Raw genomic sequence first — 23,328 nt, 5'->3', positions numbered from 1 at the left:
CGCAATCCGACACCCCATTTGAGGCTGGCCGCACCCTCCCAGTTTCCTATATGTCCTCCTCCGGTCGAGCCTTCCGGTTTCCTAACTTCCCCATTAGCAATTAGTTATTCGTCATTCTCCTTTCTCCCCTGTCCCGTCCCCCAGGCTATTCTGCGAGCTGTTCTCGAGGCTGCCCCGCGAGCAGTTCGGGAGACTGCTCCGCAGGCTATCCGGTGAGGAATCCGGAGAGCTATCCGGACTGCTGTTCGGTCAGCTATTCGGAAGGCTGTCCGGATAGGAGCAGGGCGAACTGCCCGGAGAGCTCCGGGCAGAACTGCCCCGCGGATAGCTCCACAGGCTGCCGGGCGAATCGCCCGGAAGCGAGCCCAGAGAGCAACCTGCCAGGCAATCCGGAGACCAATGTCCCGAGCTATTCAGAAAGCTGTCCGGTAGGTATCAACCTCCGCGGCAACCCACGACCGTAGGTTCGCGCCCGCGCATTTGACAAGCCCAGCCCCGAGCCTATCATCTCAGACGCTCACGAAATGGTCTCAGGAGGTCGTCATGTATCGTAACCGGTTCTCTTCCGCTCTGGCCCTGGCCGCCTTGGCCGCAATCCTCTTGCCCTCATTCCTCCCCGCCCAAATCACCTTCCAGCGCACCTACGGCGGAATAGGCGACGACCGCGGCTTCTCGGTCCGACAGACCGCCGACGGCGGCTACATCATTGCTGGACAAACCTCCATCTTCGAGGGAAGCAACACAGACGTATACCTCATCAAGACCGACTCCCTCGGCGACACGCTCTGGACTAGGACCTTCGGCGGCGACTCGAACGACTTTGGCTTCTCCGTCCGACAGACGACCGATAGCGGCTACATCATCTCAGGAAAGACATCCTCCTTCGGTGCGGGCAACGAGGACGTCTACCTCATTAGGACCAACTCCAACGGCGACACGCTCTGGACTAAGACCTTCGGCGGCGACTCCAACGACTGTGGTCCTTCTGTCCAAGTGACTGCCGACGGCGGCTGCATCATCACTGGATACACGAGATCCTTTGGCATGGGACAGGCCGATGTCTACCTCGTAAAGACCGACATTCACGGCGACACAATGTGGACCAGAACCTATGGCGGCACGGGCAACGACAACGGCTACTCGGTCCAGCAGACAGTCGACGACGGCTACATCATCGCAGGCAACGCCCGCTCTCCGAGTAGCTACGACGTGTACTTGGTCAAGACTGACGCCGGCGGCGACACACTGTGGACCAGGACCTACGGCAGCACAGGCAGCGAAGGAGGCCGTTCCATCCAGCAGACCACTGACACCGGCTACATCATCGTGGCCCCCACTACCTCCTTTGGCGCAGAGAGCAGCGATGTCTACCTGATCAAGACCGACGCGCGCGGCGATACGCAGTGGACGAGGACCTTTGGCGGACGGAGCGTGGACCAAGGCTTCTCGGTCCAGCAGACCACCGATGGCGGCTACATCGTCGGCGGCCTGACCGCCTCTAACGGTTCATATCCATCCGATGCATGGCTCATCAAGACCGGGGCCGACGGCAGCGCGATGTGGACAAGGACCTTCGGCGACGGGCCCTACGACGAAGGTCGTTCGGTCCAGCAGACCGCCGATGGCGGCTATGTTGTCACCGGCCTCACACGGTCGTTCGGCGTAGTCGAGAATGACGTCTACCTCATCAAGACCGATTCGCTGGGCAACGTCGCGGTAGCAGAGCCGAAGGCAAATCCAACTCGGGCCCCCGCGCTCTCCCTCACCTGCGAGCCGAACCCGTGCCGTGGAGCGACGAGAGTCAGCTTCACGCCCACGACCTCAAGCTCCAAGCCCCTTACGCTGCGCATGTACGACAGTCAGGGTCGAATGGTTCTCTCGCGTGAGGTCTCGACTTCGTCATTTCCCCTTTCCACTTCGGACTTGCCCGCCGGCGCCTACTTCATCCGCTGCGAAATCTCTGGTGAGCACGCCACCGCACGCGTCGTCCTGCAGCGCTGATCCGGCGCAAGCCCGAACTCAAGCACAAGCTCCGGCCTGGACCCAAACCCATCTGTGTCCATCAGCATTCATCCGTGGTTGCTCGCTTTAGACCTTGGCGTCCTTGGCGGTCTAGCCTGCGTTCTCTTTGTGGCGTCTCTGTCGTGATGCACGGTCTACCTCCGCTGGTTTGACTCGCCGAGGTGAGCTTGTATAATCCGCCCCGTGAGATTCACCCTCGACGATTGGACATCTGAATTCGGCAAGGCCCAGAGTCGGCCCCGACCGTACCGCAACGCCGCCGTCTCGTTCCGTCCTTCCTCCATTGACGACCGCGAGCTGCGTCGGAAGTTGCTGGAGCAGGGAGGACTTAACGTCTTCAAGTTCCCGGCAGCGATGATTCCCGGCTGCGACCTGCTCACCGATTCGGGCACGACCACCATGACGATGAAGCAGTGGTCCCAGCTTCTGCTCGGCGATGAGTCCTACGGGTCGAACGAGGGCTACTTCGAATTCAAGAACCAGATCGTCGAGACTTTCGGCCCGCAGTGGGAGAACCGCGACCGCGACCAGGAGAACGTCTTCATATTCCACCAGGGACGCGCGGCCGAGCACGGACTCTTCACCTGCATGGCTGCAATCCTCGGCGCTCCGGGGAAGCGCGTTGGCAACGAGCCGTTCTACATCATCCCGTCGAACGGCCATTTCGACACCACGCAGGCGAACATCGAGGCGAACTGCTTCGAGGCGCGCAACCTCTTCTCCCCCGACCTGAGAGCCAAGGACGAGACCTCGCTCTTCAAGGGCAACATGGACCTGGCCCAGCTTGAGGCACTGCTCGCCGACCCAATGACGAGGGAACGCATTCCCGTCGTCTACATGACTATCACCAACAACACCGGCGGCGGCCAGCCGGTGTCGCTCGCGAACATCCGTGCCACGGCCAAGCTCTGCCGCGGCTACGAAGTCCCATTCCTGTTCGACGCCTGCCGGTTCGCCGAGAACGCATGGTTCAACCAGCAGAATGAGCCGCTCTGCAAGGGCAAGAGCGTGGCGGAGGTCGTTCGGCTGATGTTCGAGCACGTTGACGGGTTCCACATCAGCCTGAAGAAAGACGGACTCGTGAACATAGGAGGCTGTCTGGTCGTGAACGAGCAGGGTCTGCTGGCCAAGCGCTACCCTGAACTGCGGGTGATGCTCGTCGGACACCAGATTCTGGTCGAAGGGCACCCGACCTATGGAGGTCTTGCCGGCCGCGACCTCAAGGGCGTAGTCGAGGGGCTGAAGACAATCGTGTATGGGGAGTACCTCACGCACCGCATCAACCAGGTACGGAAGTTCGGGGCAGCGATTGACGAGCAGTGCGACGCGAGCGTGGTGGTCAAGCCGGTCGGCGGCCACGCCATCTACCTCGACCTCGACAAGTTCTTCGCCCGTACCAAGCTGCGCGACGACCAGTTCCCGGGCATCAGTCTCACTGCGTTGCTCTTGATCGCCGGGCACCGGATGTGCGAGCTTGGCGTCTACGCGTTCGGCAAGATGGTGGACGGCAAGGAAGCTCCATCGGACCCGAGGGTGAACAACGTCCGCGCCGCCGTGCCGAGGCTCTGTTATGAAGACACCGACCTGCTGTCCGCAGCCGAGGCGGTCGGCATCCTCTACCGTCGCCGCGACGAGATTCCGGGCGTGGAAGTCGTCTACGGCCAGGACCGGCCGATGCGCCACTTCATCAGCCGTTTCCGGTTCGTCTAGCGCAAGCCCAAGTTCAAGCGCAAGCCACGCGCGCTGCGCCTACGGCTGGGGCTTCAGTCGGTATCCCCTGTTGTCACCGGTCCCGAGCTCGACGTAGCTCTGGCCCGGGTTGACCCTGACCGCGAGAAGGGCCGTCTGTGGCATCTGGACAGCGCCGCGCCCGAACTCGAACAAGACTTGCTCACTTACCGCGATAGAACCCGTGTAGACCACCTGGGCTATGGAGTCACCGTTCGCATACAACACCGCCCAAGTCGGGAACGGCTGTTCCCCCGGTTGCTGAAGAGGCGTTGAGCGATTGCCGCTGTTAGTGACCCAGGCCCGCACGGCAATCGTGTCCGGTGGCTGGAAGTACCGTACGCTGTCCACAACCAGGTCCGGGCGACTGGCGACGGTTTTCTCCATCACGAATGCCGGCCGCGGATCCAGGGCAATGTGCAGCCAGCCGGACTGCTCAGCATCCTTCTCGTCGGCCGGCGGCGACCCGTTGTAGGCGAGCGCCACCGTATCGACCGTGTCGTTCCGCACCGGTACCGGCGTGTAGGCCGCTACGGCCTCGTCCTGCCAGCATACCCACGTCCGTTTCTTCAACGCCGTCGTGTCTTCGAACTCATACACCCGAGTGTGGTCGTCAACCGCCGTGTCACCGGTTATGACCCGCCCGTTGAGCCGCTTGCCGGTGAGAAAGGACTCCTGCGTGAATGCCCAACCGTGCGGCATGAGATGCTGACTTGGTTCTCTATCAAGAAGACCGAAACCTTGGTTATCAGCATCGGGATGGTGTAGGCTGGTCAGCTCATAGTGGGTCGCTCTATCATAGCCTCCCCGCGGGTCGGCCTGCCGCGCTATCGCTGAGGTGTAGAACTTGCAGATGTTGTCGGCCTGAACGAGTGTATCCGTCAGGAGGCTGTCCGGCATGAGCTGCCTCCACCGGGGCCAGCCGTACTCGGTTGCCCACAGTTCCATGTCCGGATGCCCGGCCTCGCGCATGGCCCGGCGCGCCGTGTCGAGGCAAATAGTGAATTCGTCTTCCGAAAAGCGGTTCGGACAACCCACCGAATCCGTCCACATGTATGGATGGACTGACACGATGTCTAAGCAGTTCTGCATGCCCCCGTAGGCGCGCTCGGCCAACTCAAACACGTGTTCAAGCCAGATCACGCCCGGGCAGCACGTGGTGTCTCCGTCTACCCACCAGGGATCCCGCAGCCGCCAAGGCGCTCCTCCGATAATCTTCCGTCCGCCTCCCGACTCGTGAGCAACGCTCTCGGCAATGACGCACATCCGCACATAGAGGCTGCATCGCTCAATGGGCGTATCGATCGTGTCCCAACACAGGCCGCTGCGGCCCTGGTAGTAGGCGATGTCCGGGTCCTTCCAGTACCACTCCGCATTTGCCTCAGGGAAGACCTCCCAGTATTTCACCAAGGGAAGGTTCTCCATGATGCTCCGGCAGTATCCTGCCCACCAGTTGGTGTCACTGTGCACATCGGCGAACAGGTTGCGCGGCGGGTACTTGCCCCAAGAACCGGCGGAGCCCGGCGGGCCGCTGCTCTTCGTCGAGTCGTCACTTCCGTAGCAAAGAATGCCGACCATGTTGAACCCCATGCTGTCGTAACGATTGTAGATCGACTTGATCTTGCCTCTGAGGCTTTCCGGGCTATCCCACGAGCCCCAACACAGGAAGTCATCTCTGAGCCACTTCACGCCCATGGACTTGGCCTTCACCAGGGCCGACAGAGCGCTATCGCTGCCAAAGGGTGGGTCATCTCCGTGGTCATGGCAGGCTCGCCAGACGTCGCTGACCGGCTTCATCCGTCCATACACCCTCATCGCCAGTCCGGCCGTCACCGGCACGGATTGCAGAGTCGGCGCTATCATGAAGCCGTAGTTGTATCCGCACACGCTGTCATAATAGAACTGAAAGCTCTCCCCGGGGACCATAACGCCTCGGGTGAACCGGAACTCCAGTTTCTTGCCCTTCACGATTGATTCGGGATGCAGCACATTGAGATTGAACCGGACCCACTTGTGGTCCACGTGCCCGTCTTGGCTGGCACTTGCGACCTCAGCGCTGCCCGGATACGTTTTGACCGAGACGTGGTATGGCCCGCCTCCGGACTGCGTGCCCGCAAACAGTTCACAGTAAGCACCCGCCGTGCTATCCAGCTCATCGAAGTTGATCGTTAGTACTTGACTCACGTAGTTGTTCGGCGGCATCGTGCCAGTCCAGCCCGACAGCGCCACGCTCACTGGTTCGGTGTGGAAGGCGCGGACGAGCGCCATCGTGGAGCCGAACGCAACCAGCAGCACGACGACTAGTTTCGACGTGCTTCCCTTCATCACTTCTTCCTATTGTCTTACGAACTTGACTCTTGCTGCCTCTTCTCTTGTCTTAACCTCGACAAAGTACACTCCGGGTGGGACGCCCGTCAGGTCGAGCGTCAAACCGCCGTTGGTCTCGTGGCTTGCGACTGCGCGGGGCACGACCCTCCCGGCAACATCTCGGACGACAACGGGATACGAGAGACCCTGCGCTCCCAGGAGCAAGGCTACGCCCCTAGCCGGATTGGGCTTGACGAACAGCCCTCCACCTCTCGGAACGGCGTGTCGTTCTTCGCTGACGGCAACCTGTGTTGACTCGAAGATGCAAACACCGGCCTCCCCGCACGCGACATAAAGGTGCGGCGACGCGTAGCTCAACCTTCCTACTGAGTATGGAAGAGTCGCATAGCCACGGACCCGCATGTTGTGAACGTCGCTTGCGTCTACCACTCTTACGCCATCGGTGTTGTTGGTGTACAGCAGCGAGCCGACCGCCTCGACCCAAAACGTGATTGCCCCGACGCTGAGCGAGTCCAGCAGCCGAGGTTGGCTTGGGTCGGCGACGCTGTAGACAAGAATGCTCCCCGATGACAGGAACAGAAACGTGTCGCGAACCGTCCCATTCCACGCACCGCGGGAAATCGTGCCGACGACACTTGGATTCGATGGTTGCTTCACGTTGATGATGGCAAACGGGTAGTTAGCCACGTATGCCAGCGAATCTGCGACGCACAGACCATACGCTTGCTCCTGCGTGTTGCAGCTCCCCACCAGCACCGGCTCTCTTGGCCGGGCGACGTTGACAATCTGGAAGCGGTTCATTTCGGCGCAGTAAACGAAGCTGTCACGCAGGACCATGTCCTCGGGCGGATTGAACACGTCGACCCCACCGAGCATCAAAGGGCGCGATGGATCGCTTACCTCCATCACCCTGAAGACGGGCACCGCGTACCAATCCACGAACGCGAGAGAGTCGCGCGCGACTACCGAGCTCATGAACGGCCTCTGCCCGGCCGTGTCATAGGAACCAGCAGTGGTGGGCCTCGCCGGGTCGGTGACGTCGAGTATCTTCAGTCCGGACATCTGGTTCGCCACGTAGGCCCTGTCGTTGTCGATGTAGACGTCCAAGGCTTGGTCGGCATCCAGCAGGAAGGTGTCGCGAACCGGCAGCGACGTGTTCCCGATGTCATATATCTGCAAGCCCGTCCAGTGGGAACCAACGAAGGCAGTCTGGGCTAGCCCGTTGGTCCAGACGCCATAGCCCCAGCCGGGCCTTCCGGCAGAGCCTAGCAGGCGGGGTCTGGTCGAATCTGCTATCGACACGATAGTCATCCTGTTGAAGTCGCTCTCGCCTGCTCCAAACGCCAGCGTATCGACGAGGAAGACATCGTTGCCGCCGGCAGAGTCCAGCGAGCCAATCTGGTATGGCAGCGACGGAACGGCAACGTCAAGGACGTGGAACGTGATGTCGCCCGGCACGTTCGGGTTGAAAGTCGTGACGTAGCAGAGATGCCCTCTGACCTCCACCTGCTCGATTGCGCTACCCCAGGAGCCGATTCGGTGCGGACTCGCGGGATTGGTGACGTCGATGACGTAGAGACCCCAACGGTCGCCAATGAACGCCGTGTTGCCTGCCACCGAGACCAGGTAGCCTGAGTCGCGGCAGGCTCCGCGGAAGACCGGATTGGCTGGATTCGAGACGTTGTAGATACGAAACGAGTCGTCATCGCCACCGTCGGAATAGTAGCCGCTGATGGTGTAAACGAGCGAATCCTGAAGGGCAAAGTCGTTGAGCGGCAGTGGCGTCCACGAGAGCCTCATCGGATTCTGCTCGTCGGCGATGTTGTAGATTTCAAGCCCCTTCCGCGAGCCGACGTAGAGAAGCGTGCCCGCGACCTTCACGCGGCACATCAGCCCCTCGGCATTGATGTCCGAGAGAAGCTCGATTGAAAGGGAATCCCGCCTTGAGAACCTGAGCAGGCTCACGCCCGAGCCGCGCGCCAGCGCAACGAGCGTCTCGCTCGGAGTGGTCCTGCCGTCAACGTCATACGACGGCCCGTATGACCAACGTCCGATTAGCTCGAGTCCCGAACTCTCAGTCGCCGGCATCCTGACGCTCGTGTAGTACGGGTCTTCAACCCCGCGCTCCTTGAGCCACCTCGCCCTCATCCTCGGATGCACCCGCGACAGACTCTCCCGCACCGCGAGATGCTCCTCTAACCTCGGCTCACGGCCGAATGCCGCAGTCGCAACGGCCGCGCCCAGCAGAACAGCCACCAGTCTGTTCATACAGCAATGATACGCCCACGCCCATCCCTGTCAAACCCAGCCTTGACCAATCGAGCAACCTCCATGTAGTCCCCGGCATCCGAATCGGCGCCTGGTGGCAACCCGAGTTGACGAGGCGTGACCCTACCGGTTGACTTCCGGCTCTGCCCGCAATAGTCTCTTTCCTCGATGTCCAACCGCCTCGCGAACGAAGCCAGCCCGTACTTGCGCGACCACGCGGAGAACCCGGTCGACTGGTATCCGTGGGGCGAGGAGGCACTAGGTAAGGCCAAGGCAGAGAACAAACCGATTTTCCTCTCCATCGGCTATTCGGCCTGTCACTGGTGCCACGTGATGGCCCGCGAATCGTTCTCCGACCCGAAGATCGCCGAGATCCTGAACGCCAACTACGTCAGCATCAAGGTGGACCGGGAAGAGCGGCCCGACATCGACGAGGTGTATATCGAGGCGGTGCGCATCCTGACCGGTTCTGCCGGCTGGCCGCTCTCGGTCTTCCTGACGCCCGAACTGAAGCCGTTCTATGGCGGTACCTACTTCCCGCCGGGACCTCGTCCGGGCATGGCAGCATTCAACCGCGTGCTGCTTTCGGCGCTGCATTTCTTCCGCACGCAGCGCCACGAGATTGACGAGGCCGCCAACCGTATCGCCGTGGAGCTGAACCGGCTCTCATCTCTGCCTGATCACGAAGGCGAAATGGACGAGACGCCGCTGCGCGGGTTCTACAAGCAGCGGCTGGAGGTATTCGATTCTGAGCATGGCGGATTCGGAGTCGCACCCAAGTTCCCGAACCCCACCGACCTCGCACTCCTGCTGCGCTTGTCGGGCAAACCGGGAGCCGAGATGCACGCCACGAAGACACGAAGCACGCGAAACGAAGCGGATTCGCAGAAATCGGCTTCGTTTCATCCGGATTCGGGCTTTCGTGGCTCTCAACTCCGGGATTCGGGGGGCCGGCCGGAGTTCGAACAGGCCCGCGCCATGGTGGAACTCACGCTGCACAAGATGGCCGAGGGCGGAATATACGACCAGCTCGGCGGCGGGTTTCATCGCTACTCGACCGATACCATCTGGCTGGTGCCCCACTTCGAGAAGATGCTCTACGATAACGCCTTGCTCGCCCAAACCTACGCGCGCGCCTTCCAGGCCACGGGCGAGGAATCGTACCGCTCGATCGCCGTTGAAACGCTGGGGTGGATGGAACGAGAGATGCTCCTGCCTGAAGGCGGCTTTGCTGCTTCGCTGGATGCCGACACCGGCGGTCGGGAGGGCGCGTACTACACATGGACTGAGGCGCAGGTCGCGCAGGCGGTCGGTCCGGACCTGACGAAGCTCGCCTGTGATTTCTACGGCGTGTCCGCGCCGGGCAACTTCGACGGCACCAACGTGCTGCATACCGCTGTTCCCATCGAGCAGGTCGTCAACGTCCACCACGTTGCCCTCGATGAGCTCTGGCCGAAACTCGGGGAGATCCGCGCCCGACTGCTCGCGGCGCGGGGTCGGCGCCCGGCGCTGCGCCGCGACGACAAGGTGCTTGCTGACTGGAACGGCCTGACCCTCTCCGCTCTTGCCCGTTGCTCAAACGCCTTCGCGAACAGCCGCTACCTCGACCTGGCTCGCGCCCTGGCCGATTTCATCCTGAACAGGATGGTCAGCGGGAACGAAGTGGCACATCTCCTGAAGACCGGGGCAACGAGTGTGCCGGGCCAACTCCCTGACTTCGCGTTCGTGGTCCAGGGACTGCTCGACATCTACGACGCCTGCTATGACGCGCGCTACGTCGAGGCGGCGCTCGGTCTGAGCGACCGTATGCTCGAGCTTTTCTTCGACCAGCAAGGCGGGTTCTTCACCACCCGCGCCGATGCCGGCCTTCTGAGCCGAATCAAGAACGGCTACGACGGGGCGACGCCGTCTGGAAACTCGGTCGCAGTGATGAACCTGCTCCGGCTGGCACGTCTCTGCGGCCGGAACGACTACGAGCGCGCGGCCGCGGCCACTCTCCGCCGGTTCTACAGGACGATGGTCACCTACCCGCCCGCGTTCAGCCTGATGCTCGCCGGGCTAGACCTGCTCCTCCATCCCGGGACCGAAGTCGTACTCTTTCTGCCAGAATCCTCGTCCGACGCGGACGCGATGGCCGCGCTCCTCGCTTCGACCCCGGACGACTATCGCACCGCCGTGGTCATCAAGGCCAGGCAACCAGATGTTCTTACCGGACGTCTGATTCCTTTGACCCATGGCCGTGCCGCCACTGACAACAAGCCGACCGCATTCGTCTGCCGCAACCAGACCTGCTTTGCGCCAGTTCACACCGGCGCCGATCTCGCCCGACTGCTCGGGTGCGAATAGCCGGAAGCTCTCGGTCGCGTTGACTTCCGGAGGGGAATAGCTACACTCTGAAGGAACATGCAAGAACGTTTTACTGAGAGAGTTAGGAAAGTAATCTCGCTTGCCCGCCAGGAAGCAGTCCGACTTCACCACGACTACATCGGCACCGAACACCTGCTGCTCGGACTAGTCAAGGAGGGTGAGGGAGTGGCCGCCGTCGTCCTCACCAACCTCGGGGTCAACACCGACGACCTGCGCCGCGCAGTGGAGAATGCGGTTGACGCCGGTTCCGAGACCCTCGTGCTCGGCGAGGTGCCGCTGAACCAGGAAGCACGCTCTTGCCTGAACTACGCCCTCGACGAGGCCCGCAAGATGAACCACACCTACATCGGCACCGAGCACCTGCTCCTCGGACTGCTGCGTGAGGAGCGGGGGGTCGCGTGCCAGATTCTCCAGTCGCTGGGCATGGACATCGAGCTGGTGCGAAACGAGACCACCCGCTTGCTGGGCGGGGAAAAGGGCTCTGCTCAGCAGAAGTCGCGCACCAAGACGCCTTCGCTCGACTACTTCTCCCGCGACCTGACTCAACTCGCGCGTGAGGACAAGCTCGATCCGATCATCGGCCGGGAAAGCGAAATCGAACGCATCATCCAGATCCTCGCCCGCCGCAAGAAGAACAACCCGGTACTGATCGGCGAGGCCGGCGTCGGCAAGACGGCGATCGTCGAAGGCCTGGCCCAGCGCATTGTCGCCGGCAAGGTACCGAACCTGCTCAAGAGCAAGCGCGTCCTTGCTCTCGACCTCGCCGCCATCGTCGCCGGCACCAAATACCGGGGGCAGTTCGAAGAGCGACTCAAGTCGGTGATGAACGAGATTCAGCACCAGGGCGACGTCATCATTTTCATCGACGAGTTGCATACGATAGTCGGCGCCGGGGCGGCCGAAGGCGCGATTGACGCTTCGAGCATCCTCAAGCCGGCGCTTGCCCGCGGCGAACTGCAGGCTATCGGGGCGACCACGCTCGAGGAATACCGGAAGCACATCGAGAAGCACTCGGCGCTGGAGCGCCGGTTCCAGAAGATACTGGTCGAAGCGCCGGGCGCGCAGGAGACGGTCAGCATCCTCAAGGGTTTGAAGGAGAAGTACGAACTCCACCACAACGTCTCCTACGACGAGAAGGCACTGGAGACTGCGGCCTACCTGGCCGACCGCTACATCTCCGACCGGTTCCTGCCCGACAAGGCGATTGACGTAATCGACGAGGCCGGTTCACGAGTGAAGCTGATGCGACCGGTCATCAATCCCGAGCTGGACGAACTGGAGAAGAAGATCGAGAAAGCGGCCCGGGCCAAGGAAGAAGCGGTCCGCAAACAGGAGTTCGAGAAAGCTGCCGAAATCCGCGACGAGCAGAAGCAGCTGACCGAATACCTGAAGCGGAAACGCAAGGAATGGGAGAAGGCCGGCTCGTTCCCCGTCGTCACCGAGGAGGATGTCGCCTACGTGGTTTCGAATTGGACCGGCGTTCCGCTGGCCAAACTCGAGGAACGGGAATCGGCCCGGCTGCTCCGCATGGAAGAGGAAATCCGCCAGCGCATCATCGGCCAGGACAAGGCGATCACGATGATCGCCAAGGCAATCCGTCGTTCGCGCGCCGGCGTCAAGGACCCGCGCCGGCCCATCGGTTCGTTCATCTTCCTCGGCCCCACCGGAGTCGGCAAGACCGAATTGGCCCGCGTGCTCGCCCGCTTCATGTTTGGGGACGAAGACGCGCTCATCCGCTTCGACATGTCCGAGTACATGGAGAAATTCAACGTCTCGAGGCTGGTCGGCGCGCCGCCGGGCTACGTCGGCTATGAGGAGGGCGGCCAGCTCACCGAAAAGGTGCGCCGCAAGCAGTATGCGGTCGTACTCTTCGACGAGATCGAGAAAGCCCACCCCGACGTGTTCAACATCCTGCTGCAATTGCTCGACGACGGCCAGATAACCGACTCGCTGGGCCGCAAGGTGAGCTTCAAGAACACGGTCGTGATCATGACCTCGAACATCGCCTCGACCGAAATCCGCGGCATGAGCGGCTTTGGTTTCGGCGCGACCACCGGGGACGCGAACTACGAGTCCATCCGCGACAAGGTGATGACCGAAGTGAAACGTTTCTTCCGCCCCGAGTTCCTGAACCGCGTCGACGAAGTGCTGGTCTTCAGGCCGCTCGACCGGAAACAGATGGAGGAAATCGTCGAAATCCAGCTTCGCGACCTCTCCACGCGTCTCAAGGAACAGAAGCTCGCCGTTGAGCTGACGACTACCGCCAAGGAGCTTCTGGTCCAGGAAGGATTCGACCCTCAGTTCGGAGCCCGGCCGATCAAGCGGGCGCTGCGCCGTCTGCTCGAGGACCCGCTGGCTGAGGAGTTGCTCCGCGGTCGCTTCAAGGAGAGCTCCGTCGTCCTGGTTGACCGTGACGGCGACCGACTGGTCTTCGCCGAGAAGATGGCCGAGCCGTCGGTGACACTGCAGCAGTGATAGCGCTGCTCGCCGCCCTGTTGCTGGCCCAGCCGGGGCAGCCTGACACCAGCAAGGTTATCCTGATTGGCGTTTCCGCGCGGGCCGCCACCGCTGACACCCTGCTCATCGTCCGTACGGCGGGTCTCAGCCGCGGCCAGGCCCTGACCGCGAACGCCCTGCGAACCAACCTCGAGGACGCGATCCGCAGGGTCTACGGCCTCGGGCTTTTCTCCCAGGTCGAAGCCGAGACTTCGAGGGTCGCGGACGGCGTCCGCGTCACCTTTGTCGCCACCGAATTCCCGAAACTAAAGTCGGTCGACTACGAAGGATTCCGCCGCGTCCGCAGAAAGGACCTCGACGCCAAGGTCAAGGCCAAGGAAGGAGAGATCCTCACCGACAAGAAGGTGTTCGATTGGGAGCAGGAAATCCTGAAGCTGTACAAAGAGAAGGGCTTCCTGCTCGTCAGGGTGGCAAACGAAACTGCCCAACCCGATGCCCTCAACCAGGTGACGCTGACCTACAAGATCGATGAGGGCGACCCGGTCCGAATCCGCAACATCGAGATCGAGGGCAACGACTACTTCACGGATGAACAGTTGGAGATCAAGCTCACCAACCGTCAGAAGCGCTGGTACCGCAAGGCGAACCTGAAGGAAGACGAGTTCGTCAAAGACCTTGACCGCATCGTCGATTTCTACAAGCAGCGCGGATTCATCGACGCCAAGGTCCTTGACTACGACATGAAATTCGATCAGGGATGGGCCAGCATCACGATCAGCGTCTCCGAAGGCACACGCTACTACTTCGGCAACGTGGCCATCGAAGGCGACTCCGTGATGAAAGAAGCGGACCTGCGCAAGCTCGTCCGCTACCGTTCCGGCGAGCCCTACAACACCAAGCTTGCCCAATCAACTCTGCAGGACCTGTTCGGAGCCTACTCCGAGGAAGGCTACATCTACACGCAGGTCTCGCCGGTGGAGAACGTGCGCTCCGACACCGTCGACATCACCTACCAGATCAGCGAAGGCGCGCCGGCGACCATCCGCCTGGTCAGCATCGAGGGCAACGAGCAGACCCACGACAATGTCATCCGCCGCGAAGTCAGCTCTTTGCCCGGCTACACCTTCCGCCGCTCCGAGGTGATGCGCTCGCAGCGCGACATCTTCAATCTCGGGTTCTTCGATGACGTCACCATCGACTACCGCCGCGCCGACACGGCCGGCACAATCGACCTCGTGTACAAGGTGAAAGAGAAATCATTCTTTGGCACCGTCGGCGCCGGTATCACGTACTCGGCAACCGATGGTGTCACCGGCTACGTTGAGCTCCAGCAACCCAACCTCTTCGGTCGGGGCCAGAACGCAAACGTCAAGCTCGAGAGAGGCAGCAAGAAGACCAACGTCCAGCTGGGTTTCACTGAGCCCTGGCTGTTCGACCGGCCGATGTCGGCCGGTGCCGACATCTCGTACTACACCTACACCTATGACTACTACGACAAGCAGCAACTCGGAGGCGGTCTCTCCTTCTCGCGGCCGCTCCCGCTTGACTACACGCGAGCCTACCTTGCTCTGCGCGTCATCGATGCCTACGTCCCGCCCACGTCAATCAAGTCGGGGTACAACCCGACCGACACGCTGTTCAGCATCTACGGAGACACAACGCACAAGACGGCATTCAGGCCGAGCCTGACCTTCACGCGGGACTCGCGCGACTACATCTACAACGCACTGACCGGCTCGTCCACCACCTACCAGTTCGACTTTTCGGTTGGCGACATCAGCTTCCACCGCCATGTCTTCGACATGAGCCAGTACTTCCCTCTGTTCTGGAAGTTCGGCCTGATGGGTCGGACCCGGCTCGGTTACATCACCGGTTTCACAGCCGCGGACAGAATCCCGATCTACGAGCGCTTCACGCCCGGGGGCACCGGCGTGGACGGCGTCCGCGGCTACGGCGAGAAATCGATTGGCCCGAAGTCGTCAGGCTACGCCATCGGCGGCCGGGCCGAAGCCATCTTCTCGCTCGAGTACAAACTCCGGGTGTCTCGGCAGCTCTCCTTCCTCGCGTTCGCCGATGCCGGCAACGCCTGGAACTCGATCGACCAGTTCAGCCTCTCTGATCTCAAGCGCGGCGCCGGAGTCGGAGTCAGACTGGAAATCCCCATGCTCGGGCTTATCGGATTCGACTTCGGCTACGGATTCGACAAAGAGAACCCGGGCTGGGAGCCGCACTTCCAGGTCGGACGCACGTTCTAATTCCCTGCTAGACTAGGTAGCCAGCTGCCCGCACGGGGCTCGGGGCGCGGACGTGTGCGCGACCGTGGACACTTGACAAACGGGCTGTACTGATGCACACTGGATCGTGATGATTCTGCTGGTCTTCGCCTTTGTTCTGCTCGGGTTCGCGACTGAAGCGTCACTTCCCGCACCGACCTTCGCGGGTAGGCTGCCCGCCGGGGTCGAGACTGGATTCGCCGCGCGGCTGGATTCTGCCGGCGGTCAACACCTGCTGGCCTCGCGCGGCGGGATGCTCGTGGCCTTCGCGTTCCAGCACGGAGGCTTTGTGCCTCAATGCAGCCTACCGCTGCCCGCGCCGATCGCAGCCCCGGACGGCGGTTCACCGCTGAGCACGGGCAGCATAGTCACTGCCGGAGACGTGGATAGCGACGGGCTGGACGAAATCGTGGTTGCCGGCAGCCGATCGTTGCGGAAGTACGAACTAGTCAGAGGCACGTTCGCCCTGACCGCTGAAGCGACATTGAGGCCTGATTCGGGTCGCCGTCCCGGGTGGTGCTTTGACGTCTCCATCGGTGATGTGGACCGCGATGCCATCAACGAAGTTCTGCTCGCTGGAGTACGGAGCCTTCCTGCGTTCGAACCCGACGGGGTCGATCATCCCGTCACGCTGTCTGTCTGCCGCTGGATTGGCAAGGACCTCGCTCAGATCTGGAATGACCATGGAGCGCTCGGGCTGGGAGGCCCTTCGTGGGCGACGCCAATTGACAAGATGGTGGGCGTGCTCGACCCATCGAATTCAGGGCATTCAGTGTTGCTGGTGGAAGAAGGCAGGTCCGATGTCAGGGCCTGTACCTACAATGAGATGTACTGGACTCCCAGCGGCCTGCGCGAGATTGGGAAGTTCGTGGTCCGTGACGGCAGGATTCAGCGGAAAGTCAGAGACAGCAACCCCATGCACTCAGCGGTTGGCTGCGACTTCGCTAGGGTCAGCGGGGTGACTGCCGTCCTGGGCGGCATGGTCCAGCAGGACTACGTGTGGCAGGGGGAGTACTTCATCTTCTCGCGGGACTCCGCGTACGAGCATCGCGTGCTCTGGTCGGACAGCGACCACAACTGGTACAGCCCGAGTGGCGGCATCCTCACTGACCTCGACGGCAAAGGAACCGGGGCACTGCGTTTCAGGTACTCACGCGACCGCGGTCCGAGCTTCGAGTTCTACCGGCTGTAGCCTGAATCGAACCGGCGAACGCCGGCGCTAGGTTCGGCCGTGCGGATGCTGGTACTTCCCCTTGACGAACGGGATGACAATCTGGTTGTAGAAGTTGTCGAACAACTGCTCGCCATTGACCCCGGAACGCTCCGGGTGGAACTGCACACCGTACAGCGGCCGGGTCGGATGATGCATCGCCTCGACCGGGCACGATGCTGACCGGGCCGTGACATGCCAACCTGCCCGCTCAATCGGCTCAGGCACGACATACTCGCGATGACTCTCCAGGAACTCCATCTCCGGTCCCATATGGTGAAACAGCGGGCCCGGCTCGGTGATGATGATGGTCTCGTTTCTCTCTATCAGGTCGCCCGGCAAGACCGGCGTACCGAAAGCTCGGGCGAACAGTTGGTGACCGAAGCAGATCCCGAGGGCGGGTACGTTCAGGTCACGAACGAACTCGACCAGCGGCGCCGGCGGGGCTTCGACCGAGAGCAGCCACTGGGAACCGGAGAAGATCACCGCCGAGTAGATATCCAGGTCGTACGCCGGTTCCAGCACTCCCCACGGCACCTCGAAAGCTTCGGAGAAGCGTTCCGCCTGGGCGACGTAGCCCTTGATCTTCTCCTCAGCCTTGTCGCGATAGCAGTTCACAACCAGTGTTCTCATTGTCCACCTCCAGTCCTGCCCCCTTCTACTGCATCCGGGAGCCGGCAGATGTACGCATATGCATCGTGATGATGGATGGATTCGAAGCTCTCTACCGCGACCTCGTAGCCGGTCACGAGCGGATGCTCGTCCAGCCGCTTCGCCACCTTCCGGACGACGTCCTCGACGAAAGCCGGGTTCTCAAGCGCCCGGGCCGTCAGGTGTTTCTCGTCTTCCCGCTCGAGCCGCGAGTAGACTTCGCTCGAACCACAGTCCTCGACCAGATCGATCAGGTCCTCGAGCCAGAGGAACTCCCGGAACTCTACCGCGACGCGGATTTCCGCCCGCTGATTGTGCGCACCCGTCTCTACCATCTCCTTGGAACAGGGACAGAGCGTCGCGACCGGGACCGCTACCCCGAGCCGCAGGCGAAACCGGTCCCGCAGCTCGGCCACGACCCAGCACCGGTAGTCCATCAACCCGCGCGCCTTTGAGACGGGCGCCGCCTTCTCGACGAAGTAGGGGAACTCCATCTCCAGGTGCGCCGAGTCGGCCTCGAGTTCCTTACGCATGTCGCGCAGGATCGCGCCCACCCGATGGAGGTCAATCTCTCGATGGTACCGACTGAGTACTTCGACGAAGCGCCCCATGTAAGTACCGCGGTGCTCTCGCGGCAGATCGACGTACATGCTGATGCGGGCAACCGTATGTTGCTTGCGGTGCGCCTTGTCCAGCAGCACAATCGGGTAGCTGAGGTTCTTGACCCCTACCTTGTCGATCGCCGTGCTGCAAGCGGACGGCTGTCGTCGGATATCGTCCATCCCTGGTCGCGAGTCCCTAGCCCCCCTGCCCAATCCTCACACCAGCGCGTGGCTGCGGAAACTGTAGTGGCTGTCCCGGGAGAGCACCACGTGATCGAGCAACCGGATGCCCAGTATCTTCCCCGCCTCAGTTAGACGGCGAGTGAGCCGGATATCGTCGTCGGAGGGCGTCGGATCGCCGGACGGATGGTTATGGACAACGATGACTCCCGCTGCCCCGGCCCGGATCGCCCGTTCGAAGACCTCACGAGGATGGGCAAGCGTAGTATCGAGACTGCCGACCGAGACCTCGGCATCACCTATGTGCCGGTTCCGCGAGTCGACATAGAAAGTCAGGAAACACTCTTTCCGCCATTCCCTGATGCTCAATCGCGCCCGCCTCGCTACGTCCTTCGGGTCGGACAGGTCGGCCCGTTCCTTGACGCAGGGAGTATCGTCACTGCGTCGGGCCAGTTCGAATGCGGCGACTATCTGGCACGCCTTGGCCTTGCCGATGCCCGGAACCCGGACTAGTTCCTCAACACTCGCTCGTCCGACGTCGGCCACGGAGTGGAACTGGTTCACGAGCTGTTGGGCGATGTCCCGGACAGGCATTCCCCTGGTGCCGCGGCTGATGATGATGGAAAGCAGTTCTACCTCGGAGAGGTTCGCAGCTCCGACCTTCACGAGCCTCTCCCTCGGCCGCTCGTGCACCGGCGTGTCGCGCATCGTCTGCTTTCGGTCATTCGTCATTCGGACTTCGTCCTTCGTCATTCCGCCTTGAGCCTGAACTCCCAGGCACACCAAACGTCATCCGGGTGCCCGTCCGGCGGGCAGCAAATGCAGCGCGTCTCGATCCTCGGGTCAATCGTCTTCGCGAACCATTCGTACTCCACCAGCCCGACCGGCTTGCAGGGAAAATCGGCGAGGCCTTTCCTCTTGCGCGCCGACTGAACCCGGCAATCCAGCATCCGGAACACAACCCGTTTCTCGCTCTGCTCGACCACATCCTGCTTGTTGAGGAAGGCATAGAGACGCAACGACAGTGCTTTGACCAACGCCGGAATGCCACCGCCGGGAGCGATTCCGTGCCGCTCCATGATACGCTTCGCCTCAATGACCGTGAAGCCGCGCCAGGCCTCGGTGTCGGCCTTGATGGCGGCATCCATTCCGTGGGCGTGCTCGACCGCCTGGAACCAGAGTCCGTCGTGCGCCAGCCAGTTCCTCGCTGCATCCTCAATCAGTCCGACCAGATCTTCACGACTCAGTCCGGCAAGCTGGGGGAATCGCTCACTCATAGGCAGTGATGATATAGACGCGCCCCGGCAAGTCAACGGGCCGCAAAGCAAAGGGCGGGCTTGCGCCCGCCCCTCAAGCTTACGCTTGTCTTCTACCAGCGGTTGCCGGAGAAGCCGCCGCTACGCGGCGAACGACGATCGTTGCCGCGGGGCGGACGCGAACCTTCGGTGCGCTCGCGCGCCACGTTGACGGTAAGCGGCCGGCCTTCCATCTGGTACGAGTTGAGGGCTGCAATCGCCGCGGTCGCTGCATCGGCAGCGGTCATCTCGACGAACGCAAATCCCCGTGACCTGTCCGTGAACTTGTCCTTCACGATGCTGACCGAAGTCACTTCGCCATGCTGACTGAACAGCTCGTTGAGCTGCGTCTCGGTTGCGCTGAAGGGAAGATTCCCTACGAATATGCGCGTACCCATTATAACGGACCTCCGTATGTTTGCGCTTGAGAATCGTTGAAGGGAGCTACGGGCGGGTCTGGACTAAGCACAGACTTGGACTCATAGACACCTGACGTTACACAAGCAACCTTGGGACCTGGTTACTCTTTGTTGGTTGCCGGTCCCCTTGGCAACCAACACATAATTGTAGCAACATCCTCCCGGGAGTCAAGAGGCCTTGTTCGATGACGGGCAGGTGTCGGAATCCTGGCCGGGCCCGGGTCCGGATGCATGCCGGTTCGGTCAGCCCGTGAACGGGAAGGACGGCGTGTAGTTGAGATCGAGGCGTTCGACTCGACCCGTTCGGGATGCGCGAAGCAGCACGGACTCAAACTGCCCGAACTCGACAGATAGTTCGAATGCCGGGCTGCTGTCGCCGAGGTTGAACTTCAGGTCTCTGCCGGTCTGCCCCGCCTGAGCTGCCTGTCCGTGCTTCATCGGGTAGGTCAGACCACGCGAGGCCGGATGCCCGAAGAAGAACAGCAACTCGTCGTCAACTGCCCTGCACCAGAAGTCGGGTGCATCGCGGCCGGACAACAGCGGTGGCTCCTGCGTCAGACTCCCCAGGTCGCTGCTCACGTTGTCGGTTCTGGTCAGCGCCTCCAGGGTTGACTGATACTCCTTCCCCGCCCGCTTGTCCACAGCCCTGCCGGGCCTCTTGGGCAGCCGCTTGAGACACACCGGCAAACCGGCCTTTGCCAGACGCGCCACCTGGCGGAGGCCGTCACCGTCAACCCACTCACAGTCAACATAGAGAAGACTGAAGCGTGCGTCTCCAACCCGGAGCACCCCATCCTCGACCCATGCCCGCTCCAGGAATGACGCCGACACCCAGAGCGGCTGCCGTCCTGCCAACTCCGCCGGCGGACGCAGGCAGTGCATCTCCCAATGATACCTGGCGCTTGGCTTCTGCTGTTCCTTTGGCACCTCGCCCTTCATCCATTGGTCTTCGAGCGGCAGATACACGGCCACGTCGGAATAGGGTCGTCCCAGCCTCATCGCTCCACAGGCTCTCTCCATGTAGGCATTGAAATCGAGTAACCCATCCGCAAAGGAGCTATCCGGCCCCACATGCACGCTCGCATAGAACCAGTTCCGCTGCACTGCTTGCGCTTGAGCTTGGGCTTGCGCCTTCCTGGCTCCTGCTTGCGGCTTGTGGCTTGGGGCTTGCTGCTGATAAGGCATCCCATGCCAGAAGACGTGGTTCACGCCGTTGGCAAACAGCGCGTCCGCCAGCAGTTTCAAGTCGGCAACCTGCTCCTCGCCCTGTTGCTGCCCCGGTCCGGGATACGGAACCCAACCGTAGAGGCAAGTGAACGCTTCGGCTGATACGATCGGCCTGCCTGACAGCGCGGCCGAAGAGGCCGGAATCCGGCTGAACTCGGGATCAAAGAGGATAGCTTCCGACTCGGGCACGTCCGACGCCGCGTACGCGGCCAGCAGGTCGCATGGCGCACCATGACACTGCACACGGGTGAATGAATAATGCCTGTGGCTGCATTCAGTGAACGGTTCGTAGAACTCACGCAGAATGTAGTCGGCGATGAGCTTGCGATAGTCGTAGCGCACGTCGGGATGCTCGTCGATCTTCTGCATGAACGGCAGTACGTCGTACCCGAACAGCTCCCGGAACCGATCGTCGAAACCGGGTGTCCATAGCCCTTCCGTCTCCACCTCAAATGAGTCGCAGAACAGCGCCGACTTCGTGCCGTCGAGTGCGTCGCGGAGCGCGCCGCCCATCCGCTCTGCGTACCGGCCGAATGCCTGTCGGTCAAGGTGATTGAGTATTCTACCTTCCTCGGGCAACTCCCAGGAACGCCCAAGTTCCTGGGGTGACGGCCCGTCGTATCTCTGAGATGCGTCGGCCTCAGATACGAAGGTTCCCCCGAACGGCCACAGGGTACCGAACGTGAAGTCGCAACCCAGACCCAATGACTCGCAGCAACGCTTGGCGTGCGCGACCTTCCGCGACCATTCCGGACTCAGGAAGTCCGGCCCGCGCTTCTGCCCGGGCAGAGGATAGATGAACGCCAGCTCAACTCCTCCGAACCCGTTCCCTTTCACCCATTCGAGTTGTGCCCTGATATCCTCCTCGCGGAGTTCGACATTGAACCACCACCACCGCGTCCACGGCCGGGAATCGGGGTAGAGAAGAGAGGGAAGTGGTCCAGTGGCCAAGTGGTCTTGTGGTCCAGTGCCTGAGCCTGAAGCTTGAGGCTTGCGGCTTGAAACCTTCTCTGCGCGGGCTTGGGCTTTAGCCTGAGCCCTGTCACTGCCGGCCACTCAGCACCTCGGACTCATACCGCCTGACGTCAACCATCCAATCCTGTTCCAAAGGAACGCCTGCTCGCAGGCAGCAGTAGTCCCAGACTGCCCCGAGCGGCATCATCCTCGCCTGTTCGAGCAAAGCCAGCCTTCCAGTCTGGTCCAGTTCGCGCAGTTGTGCCACAGGTTCGAGCAGCGCCGCCAGCAGCGCCTTCAGTGCGGCCCGCGCGCCGATGACCCAGGCCGCGACCCGGTTCATCCCGGCATCGAAGTAGTCGAGGGCGAAGTGAACTCGGCCGAGTGCTCCCGTGCGCACGACCTCGGACATGACGTCCTGCAACCCGCCATCAAGCACGACGACATGGTCCGAATCCCAGCGTACGCCGCGGCTCACGTGAATCAGCAGCTCGCCGGAGAACTGGAGGATGGCCGACACTTTGTCCGCTACCGACTCGGTGGGATGGAAGTGTCCCATGTCCAGGCAGAGCAGGAGCCCGCGACTCAAGGCGTAGCCAAGGTAGAACTCGTGCGACCCGACGACGAAAGTCTCACTGCCGACTCCCCAGAGCTTGCTCTCGACCGAGTCCTTCAGCTCGGTCGGAGGGTAAGACTTCGCGAACGCGTCATCGAGTGCCTTGCGAAGCGCGCTCCTGCGCTCCCAGCGGTCGATGACCGCGTCCTTGGCGCCGTCGGGAATCCACAGGTTGTGGATGCAGGGACTTCCCAGCTCGCGGCCGAGGAACGCGCCGACTTCGCGACTGCGCCGGACATGCTCTATCCAGAACCGACGCACACTCTCGTCAGTGCTGCTCAGAGTGAACCCGGATGCGGCCTTGGCGTGCGCGAAGAGGGTGGCGTTGAAGTCCAGCCCGAGCCCGCGCTCCCGCGCCCATGCGAGCCAGCCGAGGTAGTGCTCCGGGGCGATTGCGTCCCGTTCGATGCCGGCGGGGAACTCACCATACATCGCGTGCAGGTTCACGCGATGCCGGCCCGGAATCAGGGAGAACGCTATCTCCATGTCCTTCCGCAGCTCGGTCGGGTTGCGCGCCCGCCCCAGGTACGAACCGGTCACGGCGAGGCCGGATCCGGCCAGCGTAGCCCGTTCGTGTTCGAACCCGGTCACGTCGTCGCCCTGCCAGCAGTGCAGCGACAGCGGCACGCGGCCCAGGATCTCCGTCGCTGTTTCGACGTCGATGCCGATGCCCTGGTACTGCTCCTTCGCCCGGTCGAAAGCCTGCTCCAATCTGCTGTCCTTCATGGCGT

The 23,328-nt window shown here is 62.0% G+C and carries 15 protein-coding genes; 6 read left to right on the top strand and 9 right to left on the bottom strand.

The window, feature by feature from the left end:
• The first annotated feature begins 543 nt into the window (after window positions 1–543).
• On the top strand, window positions 544–2,001 hold the full coding sequence (locus FJY68_01210; GenBank protein ID MBM3330451.1) for a T9SS type A sorting domain-containing protein: 1,458 nt from the start codon (window positions 544–546) through the stop codon (window positions 1,999–2,001).
• Window positions 2,002–2,193: 192 nt separating this feature from the next.
• A complete protein-coding gene (locus FJY68_01205) occupies window positions 2,194–3,732 on the top strand; it encodes a tryptophanase (GenBank protein ID MBM3330450.1) in 1,539 nt (512 codons plus the stop codon).
• Between the two features lie 39 nt (window positions 3,733–3,771).
• Here the strand turns inward: FJY68_01205 and FJY68_01200 are convergent, their stop codons facing one another.
• Window positions 3,772–6,075: a hypothetical protein gene (locus FJY68_01200; protein ID MBM3330449.1), complete on the bottom strand. Its 2,304-nt coding sequence runs from the start codon at window positions 6,073–6,075 to the stop codon at window positions 3,772–3,774.
• A gap of 9 nt (window positions 6,076–6,084) precedes the next feature.
• Window positions 6,085–8,346: a T9SS type A sorting domain-containing protein gene (locus FJY68_01195; GenBank protein MBM3330448.1), complete on the bottom strand. Its 2,262-nt coding sequence runs from the start codon at window positions 8,344–8,346 to the stop codon at window positions 6,085–6,087.
• 168 nt (window positions 8,347–8,514) lie between these two features.
• Between FJY68_01195 and FJY68_01190 the strand changes: the two genes are divergently transcribed.
• The 4 genes from FJY68_01190 (at window position 8,515) to FJY68_01175 (ending at window position 16,635) form a co-directional block, all read left to right on the top strand.
• On the top strand, window positions 8,515–10,692 hold the full coding sequence (locus FJY68_01190) for a thioredoxin domain-containing protein (protein ID MBM3330447.1): 2,178 nt from the start codon (window positions 8,515–8,517) through the stop codon (window positions 10,690–10,692).
• 57 nt (window positions 10,693–10,749) lie between these two features.
• Entirely contained in the window at window positions 10,750–13,188 is a 2,439-nt protein-coding gene (locus tag FJY68_01185) for an ATP-dependent Clp protease ATP-binding subunit (GenBank protein ID MBM3330446.1), read from the top strand.
• Window positions 13,185–15,425 (top strand): outer membrane protein assembly factor BamA, encoded by a 2,241-nt coding sequence (bamA, locus tag FJY68_01180; protein ID MBM3330445.1) that lies wholly within the window; start codon window positions 13,185–13,187, stop codon window positions 15,423–15,425. The genes FJY68_01185 and bamA overlap by 4 nt, the downstream gene beginning before the upstream one ends.
• 106 nt (window positions 15,426–15,531) lie before the next feature.
• Window positions 15,532–16,635: a VCBS repeat-containing protein gene (locus FJY68_01175; protein ID MBM3330444.1), complete on the top strand. Its 1,104-nt coding sequence runs from the start codon at window positions 15,532–15,534 to the stop codon at window positions 16,633–16,635.
• Between the two features lie 27 nt (window positions 16,636–16,662).
• Here FJY68_01175 and FJY68_01170 read toward each other — a convergent pair whose 3' ends face one another.
• The 7 genes from FJY68_01170 to FJY68_01140 all read right to left on the bottom strand — a co-directional run bounded on the left by FJY68_01170 (window position 16,663) and on the right by FJY68_01140 (window position 23,323).
• Window positions 16,663–17,286, bottom strand: coding sequence for a hypothetical protein (locus FJY68_01170; GenBank protein ID MBM3330443.1), 624 nt, complete (start codon window positions 17,284–17,286; stop codon window positions 16,663–16,665).
• Complete coding sequence (locus FJY68_01165; GenBank protein ID MBM3330442.1) at window positions 17,283–18,086, bottom strand: GTP cyclohydrolase I FolE2; 804 nt, start codon at window positions 18,084–18,086, stop codon at window positions 17,283–17,285. The genes FJY68_01170 and FJY68_01165 overlap by 4 nt, the downstream gene beginning before the upstream one ends.
• Window positions 18,087–18,122: 36 nt before the next feature.
• Window positions 18,123–18,839: a JAB domain-containing protein gene (locus FJY68_01160; GenBank protein ID MBM3330441.1), complete on the bottom strand. Its 717-nt coding sequence runs from the start codon at window positions 18,837–18,839 to the stop codon at window positions 18,123–18,125.
• Window positions 18,836–19,363 (bottom strand): hypothetical protein, encoded by a 528-nt coding sequence (locus FJY68_01155; protein ID MBM3330440.1) that lies wholly within the window; start codon window positions 19,361–19,363, stop codon window positions 18,836–18,838. The genes FJY68_01160 and FJY68_01155 overlap by 4 nt, the downstream gene beginning before the upstream one ends.
• A gap of 92 nt (window positions 19,364–19,455) precedes the next feature.
• Window positions 19,456–19,779, bottom strand: a complete 324-nt coding sequence (locus tag FJY68_01150) for an RNA-binding protein (protein ID MBM3330439.1) — start codon at window positions 19,777–19,779, stop codon at window positions 19,456–19,458.
• Window positions 19,780–20,043: 264 nt separating this feature from the next.
• Complete coding sequence (locus FJY68_01145) at window positions 20,044–21,978, bottom strand: hypothetical protein (GenBank protein MBM3330438.1); 1,935 nt, start codon at window positions 21,976–21,978, stop codon at window positions 20,044–20,046.
• A gap of 91 nt (window positions 21,979–22,069) precedes the next feature.
• Window positions 22,070–23,323, bottom strand: coding sequence for an L-rhamnose isomerase (locus FJY68_01140; protein MBM3330437.1), 1,254 nt, complete (start codon window positions 23,321–23,323; stop codon window positions 22,070–22,072).
• Window positions 23,324–23,328 lie beyond the last annotated feature (5 nt).

It is taken from the genome of candidate division WOR-3 bacterium, assembly GCA_016867815.1.
In the GTDB taxonomy this organism is placed as follows: domain Bacteria; phylum Hydrothermota; class Tepidihabitantia; order Tepidihabitantales; family Tepidihabitantaceae; genus UBA2258.
This window is presented reverse-complemented; position numbering and strand designations above follow the sequence as displayed.

Excerpts from the sequence above, each read along its gene's own strand:
- FJY68_01210 (MBM3330451.1), top strand. The coding sequence starts at position 544 with ATGTATCGTAACCGGTTCTCTTCCGCTCTGGCCCTGGCCGCCTTGGCC.
- FJY68_01200 (MBM3330449.1), bottom strand. The coding sequence starts at position 6,075 with ATGAAGGGAAGCACGTCGAAACTAGTCGTCGTGCTGCTGGTTGCGTTC.
- FJY68_01195 (MBM3330448.1), bottom strand. The coding sequence starts at position 8,346 with ATGAACAGACTGGTGGCTGTTCTGCTGGGCGCGGCCGTTGCGACTGCG.
- FJY68_01190 (MBM3330447.1), top strand. The coding sequence starts at position 8,515 with ATGTCCAACCGCCTCGCGAACGAAGCCAGCCCGTACTTGCGCGACCAC.
- FJY68_01185 (MBM3330446.1), top strand. The coding sequence starts at position 10,750 with ATGCAAGAACGTTTTACTGAGAGAGTTAGGAAAGTAATCTCGCTTGCC.
- FJY68_01170 (MBM3330443.1), bottom strand. The coding sequence starts at position 17,286 with ATGAGAACACTGGTTGTGAACTGCTATCGCGACAAGGCTGAGGAGAAG.
- FJY68_01165 (MBM3330442.1), bottom strand. The coding sequence starts at position 18,086 with ATGGACGATATCCGACGACAGCCGTCCGCTTGCAGCACGGCGATCGAC.
- FJY68_01160 (MBM3330441.1), bottom strand. The coding sequence starts at position 18,839 with ATGACGAAGGACGAAGTCCGAATGACGAATGACCGAAAGCAGACGATG.
- FJY68_01155 (MBM3330440.1), bottom strand. The coding sequence starts at position 19,363 with ATGAGTGAGCGATTCCCCCAGCTTGCCGGACTGAGTCGTGAAGATCTG.
- FJY68_01150 (MBM3330439.1), bottom strand. The coding sequence starts at position 19,779 with ATGGGTACGCGCATATTCGTAGGGAATCTTCCCTTCAGCGCAACCGAG.
- FJY68_01140 (MBM3330437.1), bottom strand. The coding sequence starts at position 23,323 with ATGAAGGACAGCAGATTGGAGCAGGCTTTCGACCGGGCGAAGGAGCAG.